This window comes from Acinetobacter sp. AC1-2, from assembly GCF_016124155.1.
GTDB classification, from domain to species: Bacteria; Pseudomonadota; Gammaproteobacteria; order Pseudomonadales; family Moraxellaceae; genus Acinetobacter; species Acinetobacter calcoaceticus.
On record NZ_JABFFO010000002.1, the window covers coordinates 242,884 to 254,532 of the forward strand.

An 11,649-nucleotide genomic window follows, 5' to 3' on the forward strand; every position below is an offset into this window, starting at 1 on the left:
TGAAAATAAATACATTGATGGATGGCGCTATGCAAAGCTCATACGCGACAGCACTATTAAAACAACAGCAACTTCCTGAAAGCTTCCAATTCTATTTTAAACAAAAGCAGCAGTTGTCTAATACTCACTCACTACATGAGTTGGTTCGCCCGCGTTTAAAAATTGCGATTGTTACAGAAACATGGCCACCTGAAATTAATGGTGTGGCACTTTCATTATTACAGTTATGCCAAGGCTTACAAAAGCAGGGGCATAAGATTTTATTGATTCGCCCAGAACAAAAAGCAAAATGCCATGACTTTACACCAGAGCAAGAATGTCTGGTCATGTCGCAAGCGATTCCAAAATATCCGACTTTACAGTTTGGCTGGCCACAATATTTAAAAGTATCGAAAGCTTTTGAAAAGTTTGTGCCAGATGTAGTCCACATTGTGACAGAAGGTCCTTTAGGTTTAACTGCCATGCAGGCTGCAAAAGCAAAAGCTATTCCGGTTTCTAGCGGCTTTCATTCACCCTTTCAAGATTTTAGCCGATTCTTTGATTTGGCTTTTTTAGTAAAACCGATTCAAAAATACCTGTGCTGGTTTCACAACAATACTCAAGTGACCTGTGTGCCGAGTAAAGATACACAAGAAGCATTACGAGGCTTCGGTATTACGTGTCCACTGGTTGTTGTTGGGCGTGGCGTAGATACGACGAGATTTTCACCGAGACATCGCTCTGAAAATTTGCGAAAGCAATGGGATGCTGATGAGAATACTCGCGTTATGCTTTATGTGGGACGTTTGTCGCCTGAAAAAGAAGTGCAAGTGCTCATTGAAAGTTATGCCAACTTACAAACTGTTCAGCCACATAAAACTAAGTTAGTTATTGTGGGAGATGGCCCAGATTTTGCTCGCTTAAAGTCATTGCCTGAAGCGAAGGGCGTTATCTTTACCGGAAGTCTGAGAGGTCAAGATTTGGCGGCTGCCTATGCGAGTGCAGATGTATTCGTATTTGCGAGTCAAGTTGAAACGTTTGGTAACGTAGTTTTAGAGGCAATGGCAAGCGGTTTGCCAGTTATCGCGTATGATTATGCATGTGCACATCAATACTTAACACATGGTGTGAATGGCTGGTTAAGCCCACTTGGACAAAAAAGCCACTTTATACAACAAATTTATCAGCTTCCTTCAGTACAACAACTTAGAGAAATGGGCGTACAAGCCTGTCATAAAGTACAGCAAAGCGGTTGGCAACTTCCGGTTCAGCAATTGGAGCAGGCATTTTATCAGGTAGTGAAGGAGCCCTCTGTGGACTTCACCTAAGTATCCTAAAATAGGAGAATGACCATGAAATTTAAGAATGCAAAAATAAAAATACTCGATTTAGATTTGAGAGGCTGTTTATATCTAAACAATTTCTCTCATTCACAACGTGTTGCCCTTTTTTTTAAAATCATCAGTCGTGTAGGTGATGGTCCATTTTGGTATTTAATGCTGGCAATCGTATGGGGAATGCAAGGCATCACCTATAGCCTGCAAATCATCTACTTGTTATTAGGTGGTTCTGTTGGGACGGCAATCTATAAATTCTTAAAACATAAAACAACGCGACCTCGTCCTTATCAAGTACATCAGGTGATTGTGCTCGGTGAAAGACCACTCGATCATTTCAGCTTTCCATCTGGCCATACGCTTCATGCCGTGATGGTGACAATTGTCTTGGGCTATATCCAGCCAGTCCTGCTTGCGGCGATGTTTCCTTTCATGGTGCTTGTGGCATTGTCTCGTATGGTGCTTGGTCTTCACTACCCAAGTGATGTGATTGTAGGGGCTTTAATTGGCGCCGCTGTGGCAAGTTTGATTATTTTTGCTGCACCTTTATTGAATATCGCTTTATAAGCATCGGTAATTTTTATCAGCTTAAGCTAACGATTAGGTTTGTGGATTTGCTAAAGTACACAGTTCGTGATTTAGCAGATTAAACAGATAGGAGCCGCTATGGGCTTACGTTGGACAGATACAATTGATATTGCCATTGAATTGTCAGAAGCACATCCAGAAGTTGATCCGCAATGGATTCGTTTTACTGATTTACATGCATGGGTATGTGCTTTACCAGATTTTAATGATGACCCAAATAAATCGACAGAAGGATTGCTAGAAGGGATCCAAATGGCCTGGATAGACGAAGTTCGCTAAAAAACAGTAGAAAAAATCGCAACTTTTACACATTCAAAGCTGATTATTGCCTATGACATCGGTATAATGCGGCAAATTTTTTAAAGTTTAAATCTTAAAATAAAGGAGCCACTCATGGCTATTGAACGTACTTTGTCTATCGTAAAACCTGATGCTGTGTCTAAAAACCACATCGGTGATATTTTTGCTCGTTTTGAAAAAGCGGGTTTAAAAATTGTTGCGACTAAAATGAAACACCTTTCTCAAGCTGATGCTGAAGGTTTCTATGCTGAGCATAAAGAACGTGGTTTCTTTGGTGACTTAGTTGCATTCATGACTTCTGGTCCAGTTGTAGTATCTGTTCTTGAAGGCGAAAATGCAGTTCTTGCACACCGTGAAATCTTAGGCGCTACAAACCCTAAAGAAGCAGCTCCTGGCACTATCCGTGCTGACTTTGCTGTAAGCATCGACGAAAACGCTGCTCACGGTTCTGACTCAGTTGCTTCTGCAGAGCGTGAAATTGCTTACTTCTTTGCTGACAACGAGATCTGCCCACGCACTCGTTAATCGAAAGCATTCAAACCAGATAAGTGGTATACTACTTATCTGGTTTTTTTATTCTCTCAAGAGAATATTGTTTGATTCTTGAACAATATCTTCAGTTTTTTGACATGGTTTAGGTAAATACACATGAGTTCTGCAGAGGTCGTTTCATCTGAAAATCTTGATGGACAGCAGCAATCTTCGTCCACGCTGGTAATCCCTGCTGCCGAAAATAAAGTGAATTTACTCGGCATGTCTCGTACTGAATTAGAAAAATTCTTTGAAGACATTGGTGAGAAAAAGTTTCGTGCCGGACAAGTCATGAAATGGATGCATCAATACTTCATTACTGATTTTGCTGAAATGACCAATATTTCAGGCAAATTACGTGAGAAGCTTGAACAGATTTGTGAAATCAAGGCGCCTGAAGTTGTTCACCGTCATTATTCAAAAGATGGCACACGTAAGTGGGTTTTTCGCGTGGGTGATGGTGCAGGATCTTTGGTTGAAACTGTATTAATTCCTGCTGAAGATAAAACAGGCTTGCGCAAAACTTTGTGTATTTCCTCACAAGTAGGTTGTGCATTGGACTGTTCATTTTGTTCAACAGGTAAACAAGGTTTCCAACGTGATTTAACGCCAGATGAAATCATTGGACAACTCTGGATGGCAAACTATTCTTATATGGAAGAAGTGCCCGTTGCCGAGCGCGAGCGTTCAGTGACTAATGTCGTGATGATGGGTATGGGTGAGCCATTGCTCAACTATGATGCCGTATTAAGCTCCATGCAGATTATGCTTGATGACTTTGCCTATGGCATGTCAAAACGCCGTGTGACTTTATCAACGTCAGGTGTTGTACCAAAAATTGACCAACTTGCAAAAGACATTGATGTTGCTTTAGCAATTTCTTTACATGCACCAAACGATGAATTACGTAACGAATTAGTACCAATTAATAAAAAATATCCATTGGCTCAGTTAATTGCAGCATGTCAGCGTTATATTGCCAAAGATGGTAATGAAAGTTCGCGTAAACATGTGACTATTGAATATGTGATGTTAGAGGGCGTAAATGATCACCCTGAACATGCACAGCAAATGATTAAATTATTAAAAAACTTACCAAGTAAAATTAATTTAATTCCATTTAATCCGTTCCCGCATGCGCCATATGGTCGCTCAAGCCGAAATCGAATTATCTCGTTCCAAAAAACTTTGTCTGATGCTGGATTTGTGTGTACGATTCGTCAAACACGTGGTGATGATATTGATGCTGCATGTGGACAGTTAGTCGGTCAAGTGGCTGATAGAACTCGTCGTGCTGAACAGTGGCAGAACAAAGTCACACAGCGTCAAGAGATTTTGCGGACACAAGGATAAATTGAGGGCAGGCTTTGAGTACTCCAAAGTTAAAAACGGTATTTTGTATGGGAGTAGCAGTTGCGCTTTTGGCAAGTGGTTGCCAGACAACGCATACGCAAAAAAAAGACCCAGAAAAAGCGGTAAAGGTGCGTACACAACTTGCTGCTGAACATATCCGTTCAGGTGACTTGGATTCGGCAAAGCGAGCTCTTGATCAAGCCTTAAGTGTAGATAGCCGTGATGCAACGGCAAATATGATGATGGGTATTTTACTACAGCAAGAAGGTAGTAAGTCGAACTTAGAAAAAGCAGAACATTATTTTAAACGAGCAATTTCATCTGAACCAGATAATGCTCAAGCACATAATAACTATGGTACTTATTTATACCAAATGGAACGCTATAATGATGCGATCGAGCAATTTCGTATTGCTGGTACAACATTAGGTTATGACCAACGCTATCAGGCGTTAGAAAATCTGGGGCGTATTTATTTAAAATTGGGTGATGTTGCGAATGCTGAAAAAACATTCAAGCAATCACTCCTTGCTAACCGCGACTCTTATATTTCAATGTTAGAGTTAGCGGAAATTTTTTATTTGCAGCAGCAGATTCCGGCTGCTACACAAATGTATGAGCAATATGTTCGTACAGTGGGGCAGAAAAATCAGGGTGCAAGAGCACTTTGGATTGGTGTAAGAGTGGCTCGAGCCAATGCGGATAAAATGGGAATGCAAGTGTTAGTAAACCAATTACGTGCCTTGTTCCCAGAAAGTCCAGAATATCAACGTTATTTGCAATTACAGTATAGTACTGAGGCCGTATGGAAATAAATCCTAATTCACAGCAGCCAACTGGCTCAAGCTTACCGACTTCTGCTTTAGGAAATATTCAACGTCCTGGTGAGTATTTACGTCAAATTCGAGTTGCTCAGAATAAAGAGTTAGGGCAAGTTTCTTCAGATCTAAACATGCCGGTCAAAACTCTAACCGCTTTAGAGCAAGATGATTATAAGTCATTGCCAGAAGCGACTTTTATCAAGGGTTATTACCGTTCATATGCAAAATATCTAAATACAGATGCGACGGCAATTATTCAGCGTTTTGATGAGATTTATGCAAATGATACTGGGCTTTTACCAAATCATGCCTTAAATAACTCACCAATTAAAATCATGGGTAAACTCCCAGGTTCTAATAGTGACCGTAATAAGAAATGGTTAAAGCGCGCACTGCTTGCAATTTTGGTTGTTGCTGTTGTGTCATTGATTGTTATGGGTATTCAAAAATGGACTTCAAAGAAAGAAGATGCTGATTTACCTAAAGTAAATCAATCTAATGTTGAAGTTTTACCTATGAAAGGAAATGCCACCTCAACAGTGGGTGATCAATTGGTGCTAAACTTTAACCGACCAACTTCTGTTCATATTGTTGATGCAACAGGTAAAGTTTTGGCGACAGGTCGTCAGTCATCAACTTTAAATTTAAATGGTGAGTCTCCATTTCAGATTCGTCTTGATGATGCAACTGCTGTGTCATTAAGTTTAAACCAAGAACAGATTTCATTGTCTCCATATACGGTAAACGGTAAAGCTGAATTCCGTTTATCCCGCTAATACCATGAGTTGAGCGATACAATGATAGAGAACCCAATTAAACGTCGACCAACGCGTAAAATCCGTGTTGGGTCGGTGTATGTCGGTGGCGATGCACCTATTAGCGTGCAAAGTATGACAAACACTGAAACTTGCGATGTTGATGCAACCGTTGCTCAGATTGAACGTTGCGCTGAAGCAGGTGCTGATATTATGCGTGTTTCGGTCCCATCTATGGAGGCTGCTGAAGCATTTGGCGCAATTCGTAAGCGCGTTTCAGTACCATTAGTTGCCGATATTCATTTTGACCATAGAATTGCCTTAGCAGTTGCAGATTATGGTGCAGACTGTTTACGCATTAATCCGGGGAATATCGGGTCCGACCAGAAAGTTCGTGAAGTCGTTGCTGCTGCACGTCATCATGGCATTTCAATGCGTATTGGCGTCAATGGTGGTTCTCTAGAAAAAGATTTACAAAAAAAATATGGCGAGCCTACAGGTGAAGCACTGCTTGAGTCTGCATTACGCCATATTGATATTTTAGATCGACTCAATTTTCATGAATTTAAAGTCAGTGTAAAAGCATCTAATGTATTTTTAACAATGGATGCTTATCGTTTACTTTCAAAACAAATCGATAATCCATTACATCTTGGTGTAACTGAAGCCGGTATTTACCGTACTGGTACTGTGAAATCAGCGATTGCCCTTGGCGGATTATTGATGGAAGGTATTGGCGATACGATGCGTATTTCGCTTGCTGCCGAACCAGAAGATGAAATCAAGATTGGTTTTGATATCTTAAAATCATTGGGACTTCGTTCTAACGGGATTAACTTTATTGCTTGTCCGAGTTGTTCTCGCCAAGAATTTAACGTTATTCAAGTGATGCAAGCTTTGGAGGAACGTTTAGAAGATATTCGTACTCCAATGGATGTGTCAGTGATTGGTTGTAAGGTAAATGGCCCGGGTGAAGCAAAAGAAGCCGATATCGGGGTTGTCGGGGCGGCGCCTCGCTCACTGGTTTATCGTAATGGTGAAAAAAGCCATTTAATCGATACCGATCAATTGGTTGATGAAATCGAAACAATGGTTCGTCAACGTGTCCAAGAGCTTGAAGAAGCTAAATCTAAAGAAATTATTCGTAGTTCATCATGAGTTCAATAGTCGCAATCAAAGGTTTTAATGACGTCTTGCCAACGCAAACAGTAGCGTGGAGACGTCTCGAGCAATATTTAGCATCTTTAATGGATGCTTATGGATATCAACAAATTCGTTTGCCGATTATTGAACAAACGGGATTGTTTAAACGTACTATTGGTGATGCAACCGATATTGTTGAAAAAGAAATGTATACCTTTTTTGACAAAGGTAATCCACCTGAGTCATTAACCTTACGTCCAGAGGGTACGGCAGGTTGTGTTCGTGCGATGCTCGAACATAATTTGTTGCGTGGTGCTACACCGCGTGTGTGGTATATGGGACCTATGTTCCGTTATGAAAAGCCACAAAAAGGCCGTTACCGTCAGTTTCACCAGTTTGGCGTGGAAACTTTTGGCGTAGCAACACCTGATATTGATGCCGAATTGATTTTGTTGACAGCACGTTTATGGAAACGTATGGGTGTTGCCGATAAGGTTCAACTTGAGTTGAATACTTTAGGTGAGGCTGATGAGCGTACTGAATACCGCAATGCATTGGTTGCTTTTTTAAACGAGCATAAAGATGCGTTGGATGAAGATTCTCAGCGTCGCTTAACAACAAACCCGTTACGCATTTTAGATTCTAAAATTGAATCTACCCAGAAAATTCTGGAAAATGCACCGAAATTGCATGATTTCTTAAAAGAAGATAGTTTGGATCATTTTAAGCAGTTACAAGATTATTTGACTGCTGCTGGTATCCAGTTTGTAATTAACCAGAAGTTAGTGCGTGGTCTGGATTATTACAACAAGACTGTTTTTGAATGGACGACTACGGCACTTGGTTCACAAGGTACAGTATGTGCTGGTGGACGCTACGACGGTTTAGTTGGTCAGTTAAAGGGTAAGCCAGATCAATCTGTACCAGCAGTTGGTTTTGCGATGGGTATGGAGCGTTTATTGCTTCTACTTGAGCAAGTTGAACAGGCCGAAGTTATTCGTGATTGTGAAGTCTTTTTGGTTGCAGAGCCTGCTTATCAAACCAAAGCTTTGATTTTAGCGGAACAATTACGTGACCAGTTAGAAGCTGCAAATAGCAGTATTCGAATCAAAACAGGTTCGCAAGGCAGCATGAAAAGCCAGATGAAAAAAGCTGATCAGGCTGGAGCAATCTTTGCTTTGATTTTAGGGGAACGAGAGTGGGATGCACAGCAGCTTGCAGTAAAAGAACTAGCAACAGCTGAACAGTCACAAGTAGCAATTGCTGACCTCGTACCATTTTTAATCCAAAAATTTACAAAATAAACTGAAACATCTGGAAAAGGACAATCACATGAGCGTAAGTGATGAAGAACAATTCGACAGCTTAAAGTCGTTCGCCAAAAAATATGGTTCTGCCATGATTAGCGGAATTCTCATTGCGTTGATTGCCTTTTTTGGGTGGACATACTGGCAAAAAAAGAATCTGGCAACTAGCCAAGTAGAAACTGCAAAAGTACAGCAGTTAATGGATGAGGCAAATGCAAGTGCCGATAATCCTAATGCCTTAAGTTCGGTAACTGCGTCGGCAGATAAAATTGTAAAAGATGATATCGACTCTGTTCAGGCAATACAGACTCAGTTTGTATTGGCAAAATTAGCCTATGAAAAACAGGACTATGCTGCTGCCGAAAAAGCATTAAAAAAAGTTGAAAATTCAAAAGTAAAAGATGAAGGTTTGATTCAGGTTGTAAAATTGCGTTTAGCAGATGCACAATTAGCGCAAAACAAATATGATGAAGCACTAAAAACCTTGTCTGGTAACGTCGATCCTGCATTTAAAGCAACAGTAGAAGAGTTACGTGGTGATATCTTTGTTGCTAAGAAAGATGTTGATTCTGCTAAAAAAGCGTATCAGGCAGCCTGGAATTCGTTACTAGAACGTAAACAAGAGCGACAAATTTTACAAATTAAACTCGAAAGTGTTGGCGTTTTAGTTGAAGATCCACAGATTGAGCGCCCAATTTTGGAAACACAGGTGGAAGAGTCTTAATGAATCAGAAATTCAAACTGCCTTTGGCAATTGCAATCGCATCGGCTGTACTGGTGGGATGTTCGAGTAATAAAGTAAAAGAAGTTAAACCTAATCCTCTACCGAAATTGACCGAGTCGAAAAAGACCTTAACGCCAGTGTTTTCGCGTAGTGTTTCTTCTACTGATAAGGCTGATCCATTACGTTTGCAACTTGATGCAAGCGATGGTGTGGTTTTCACGCTTGATCCAAAAGGCGAAGTAGCTGCATATCGTGGTAAACAACGCATTTGGGAGAAGAAAGTCAGCAAATTAGGCTTGAGCTCTGGTGTTGAAGCTGCTGAAGGAATTGTTGTTGTTGGTAATAGTAAAGGGCAACTCTTTGTACTAGATCAAGCAACAGGTGAACAGAAGTGGACTGCACAGTTATCGGGCGCATTGTTAAGCCCGTCATTGGTTCAATCTGGACGCGTTATTACCATTGCTAATGATGGTACAGTATTTGCGCATGATGCTACTTCGGGCCAACAAGTTTGGGCTTATAAATTACCAAATGTCCAATTTAGTTTACGTGGTCAGGCATCACCAGTGAGTCTTGATCCTCGTACTGTATTAATTGCATCTGCGAATGCTTATGTTTATGCAATTGATACAATTAGTGGTATTCCACGTTTCCAACGTCGTGTTGCAGTAAGCGAAGGTCGTTCTGATATTCAACGTTTAATTGATATCGAAGGTGATCCTACTGTAGCTGGACAGTTTATGGTAACGACCAGTTTCCAAGGTCAAGTGACTGTTACCGATCTTGCTTCTCAACGTGTAGTTTGGAGTGAAGATTCGAGCAGTACTAAACGTCCAGAAGTTTATGACAACAAAGTATTTGTCTCTTCAACAGATGGTAAGTTAACAGCTTACGATTTAGCTTCTGGCGAAAAAATCTGGGAAAATGATAGTTTGTTAAACCGTCATTTAAGTAATCCAGTTGTGCTAGGACAAGATCTTGTTGTTGGCGATTTAGATGGTGTATTACATCTTGTTGAACCCGCAACAGGTAAATTAATTGGTCGTTCAAAAACAAGTGGTGAAGTTAATACATTACGTGTTATCGAGAACCAACTTTATGTTTCGACCAGAAAAGGTGATTTAAGTATTTGGCAGAATCGTTAATTTCGTTCGCTTGTGCTAAAATAAGCGCTTAACAAATTACGCTGTTAAAAATATCGGGGTGTTTGAATTAAATCAGTTCAAAGCCCCGTCTTTTATTATGGTCATCTCTGACCTTAAAATATATCTCCTGTACTGTTTTTAATGCTCATGCCATGAGATATGGCTGGTCTTGAATTAAGGTTATTGTATGAAACCCGTTATTGCGCTCATTGGTCGTCCGAATGTCGGAAAATCAACGTTATTTAACCAGATTACCAAGAGTCGTGATGCACTTGTAGCCGACTTCGCGGGCCTGACTCGTGACCGTAAATATGGTGATGCGACTTATCAGAATAAGTCTTTCATTGTTGTTGATACTGGCGGTATTGGTGAAAATGAAGGCGGTATTGATAACTACATGGCTGAGCAGTCAAAAACAGCGATCAATGAAGCAGATATCATTATTTTTGTGGTTGATGCGCGTGCTGGCTTATTGGCTTCGGACGAGCAAATTGCCCGTGAACTGCGTACTTTGGGTAAAAAAGTTTACTTGGTTGCCAATAAAGTTGATGGTGTTCATGCAGAAGCTGCGTTGGTTGAGTTCTACAAACTTGGTATGGGTGAACCCTTACAAGTTGCTGCCAGCCATGGACGTGGTGTACAGCAAATGCTTGAGGATGTCTTAGTAGACATACCTGAAGATGAAAATCCAGAAGAGCATGACAAAGCAACAGGTTTGCGTTTAGCGATTATTGGTCGTCCAAATGTGGGTAAATCGACTTTGGTCAATCGATTGCTTGGTGAAGACCGTGTAGTGGCATTTGACCAACCTGGTACAACTCGCGACTCTATTTATATCCCATTTGAACGTGATGGTCGTCAGTACACATTAATTGATACAGCGGGTGTGCGTCGTAAAGGTAAAGTTGATGAAATGATTGAGAAATTCTCAATCGTGAAAACACTACAAGCCATTAAAGATGCACATGTGATTGTGGTGGTGTTGGATGCTCGTGAAGGCGTAGTTGAACAAGATTTACATTTGATTGGTTATGCACTTGAAGCTGGTCGTGCCATGGTGATCGCCATTAACAAATGGGACAACATGACCGAATACGATCGTAAACAGTGTAAGTTGGATGTTGATCGTCGTTTTGACTTCATTCCTTGGGCGAAAGTCCATTTAATCTCGGCATTGCATGGCACTGGCGTAGGGGAAATGTACCCAACCATCCATCGTGCTTATGATTCATCGCATTTAAAAGTTTCTCCTGCGAAATTAACCCAAATTTTAAATGATGCGACTGAAGCGCATCAACCACCAATGATTGGTGGTAAGCGTATTAAAATGCGTTATGCGCATATGGGTGGACAAAATCCACCAACGATCGTAATTCACGGTAATAAGGTCGACAAAACCCCAGCGGATTATCGCCGTTACCTTGAGAATGTGTTCCGCAAAGTTTACAAACTGGAAGGAACGCCAGTACGTGTCGATTTTAAAACTTCGGAAAACCCATTTGAAGGACGTAAGTCACAAGTGGATGAGCGTGTTGCGGCACGTAAACGTCGTTATGTACAGAAATTCAAAAAAGCTGAGAAAAAGTTTAAACGTTAAGCTTTTTAAAGTTCAAAAACCCAAAGTCTTCTTTGGGTTTTTTATTGCAAATAAATGAGCATGTGCCAA

At 40.7% G+C, this 11,649-nt stretch carries 12 protein-coding genes; all 12 read left to right on the top strand.

The features are described 5' to 3' along the window. Positions 1–17: 17 nt before the first annotated feature. The 12 genes from HL290_RS11315 (at position 18) to der (ending at position 11,580) form a co-directional block, all read left to right on the top strand. Positions 18–1,307: a glycosyltransferase family 4 protein gene (locus HL290_RS11315; RefSeq protein WP_198079072.1), complete on the top strand. Its 1,290-nt coding sequence runs from the start codon at positions 18–20 to the stop codon at positions 1,305–1,307. A 24-nt stretch (positions 1,308–1,331) separates the two neighbouring features. Continuing rightward, the gene (locus HL290_RS11320; RefSeq protein WP_003654868.1) at positions 1,332–1,883 is read left to right on the top strand and encodes a phosphatase PAP2 family protein; all 552 of its coding nucleotides are present in this window, start codon (positions 1,332–1,334) and stop codon (positions 1,881–1,883) included. Positions 1,884–1,982: 99 nt separating this feature from the next. Beyond that, positions 1,983–2,183: a Fe-S cluster assembly protein IscX gene (gene iscX, locus HL290_RS11325; RefSeq protein WP_003654869.1), complete on the top strand. Its 201-nt coding sequence runs from the start codon at positions 1,983–1,985 to the stop codon at positions 2,181–2,183. Positions 2,184–2,297: 114 nt separating this feature from the next. Beyond that, positions 2,298–2,729, top strand: a complete 432-nt coding sequence (ndk, locus tag HL290_RS11330; RefSeq protein WP_003654870.1) for a nucleoside-diphosphate kinase — start codon at positions 2,298–2,300, stop codon at positions 2,727–2,729. Between the two features lie 123 nt (positions 2,730–2,852). After that, positions 2,853–4,088, top strand: a complete 1,236-nt coding sequence (gene rlmN, locus HL290_RS11335) for a 23S rRNA (adenine(2503)-C(2))-methyltransferase RlmN (RefSeq protein WP_198496505.1) — start codon at positions 2,853–2,855, stop codon at positions 4,086–4,088. A gap of 14 nt (positions 4,089–4,102) precedes the next feature. After that, on the top strand, positions 4,103–4,903 hold the full coding sequence (gene pilW, locus HL290_RS11340) for a type IV pilus biogenesis/stability protein PilW (RefSeq protein ID WP_198496506.1): 801 nt from the start codon (positions 4,103–4,105) through the stop codon (positions 4,901–4,903). Next, positions 4,894–5,685 (top strand): helix-turn-helix domain-containing protein, encoded by a 792-nt coding sequence (locus HL290_RS11345; protein WP_132070888.1) that lies wholly within the window; start codon positions 4,894–4,896, stop codon positions 5,683–5,685. Before pilW ends, HL290_RS11345 begins: the two co-directional genes overlap by 10 nt. Before the next feature lie 21 nt (positions 5,686–5,706). Continuing rightward, the gene (gene ispG, locus HL290_RS11350; protein ID WP_004641112.1) at positions 5,707–6,822 is read left to right on the top strand and encodes a flavodoxin-dependent (E)-4-hydroxy-3-methylbut-2-enyl-diphosphate synthase; all 1,116 of its coding nucleotides are present in this window, start codon (positions 5,707–5,709) and stop codon (positions 6,820–6,822) included. Continuing rightward, positions 6,819–8,111 carry a histidine--tRNA ligase gene (gene hisS, locus HL290_RS11355; RefSeq protein ID WP_017388395.1) on the top strand — a complete coding sequence of 431 codons (1,293 nt, stop codon included), beginning with the start codon at positions 6,819–6,821 and terminating at the stop codon, positions 8,109–8,111. The genes ispG and hisS overlap by 4 nt, the downstream gene beginning before the upstream one ends. Before the next feature lie 28 nt (positions 8,112–8,139). Next, positions 8,140–8,838 carry a YfgM family protein gene (locus HL290_RS11360; RefSeq protein WP_004641116.1) on the top strand — a complete coding sequence of 233 codons (699 nt, stop codon included), beginning with the start codon at positions 8,140–8,142 and terminating at the stop codon, positions 8,836–8,838. Continuing rightward, positions 8,838–9,983 carry an outer membrane protein assembly factor BamB gene (gene bamB, locus HL290_RS11365; protein ID WP_198496507.1) on the top strand — a complete coding sequence of 382 codons (1,146 nt, stop codon included), beginning with the start codon at positions 8,838–8,840 and terminating at the stop codon, positions 9,981–9,983. Before HL290_RS11360 ends, bamB begins: the two co-directional genes overlap by 1 nt. A 187-nt stretch (positions 9,984–10,170) precedes the next feature. After that, entirely contained in the window at positions 10,171–11,580 is a 1,410-nt protein-coding gene (gene der, locus HL290_RS11370; RefSeq protein WP_004641121.1) for a ribosome biogenesis GTPase Der, read from the top strand. Positions 11,581–11,649 lie beyond the last annotated feature (69 nt).

What these genes read in the sequence shown, in the direction of transcription:
- HL290_RS11315 (WP_198079072.1), top strand. Translation starts at nt 18, where the DNA reads ATGGATGGCGCTATGCAAAGCTCATACGCGACAGCACTATTAAAACAA.
- HL290_RS11320 (WP_003654868.1), top strand. Translation starts at nt 1,332, where the DNA reads ATGAAATTTAAGAATGCAAAAATAAAAATACTCGATTTAGATTTGAGA.
- iscX (WP_003654869.1), top strand. Translation starts at nt 1,983, where the DNA reads ATGGGCTTACGTTGGACAGATACAATTGATATTGCCATTGAATTGTCA.
- ndk (WP_003654870.1), top strand. Translation starts at nt 2,298, where the DNA reads ATGGCTATTGAACGTACTTTGTCTATCGTAAAACCTGATGCTGTGTCT.
- rlmN (WP_198496505.1), top strand. Translation starts at nt 2,853, where the DNA reads ATGAGTTCTGCAGAGGTCGTTTCATCTGAAAATCTTGATGGACAGCAG.
- HL290_RS11345 (WP_132070888.1), top strand. Translation starts at nt 4,894, where the DNA reads ATGGAAATAAATCCTAATTCACAGCAGCCAACTGGCTCAAGCTTACCG.
- ispG (WP_004641112.1), top strand. Translation starts at nt 5,707, where the DNA reads ATGATAGAGAACCCAATTAAACGTCGACCAACGCGTAAAATCCGTGTT.
- hisS (WP_017388395.1), top strand. Translation starts at nt 6,819, where the DNA reads ATGAGTTCAATAGTCGCAATCAAAGGTTTTAATGACGTCTTGCCAACG.
- HL290_RS11360 (WP_004641116.1), top strand. Translation starts at nt 8,140, where the DNA reads ATGAGCGTAAGTGATGAAGAACAATTCGACAGCTTAAAGTCGTTCGCC.
- bamB (WP_198496507.1), top strand. Translation starts at nt 8,838, where the DNA reads ATGAATCAGAAATTCAAACTGCCTTTGGCAATTGCAATCGCATCGGCT.
- der (WP_004641121.1), top strand. Translation starts at nt 10,171, where the DNA reads ATGAAACCCGTTATTGCGCTCATTGGTCGTCCGAATGTCGGAAAATCA.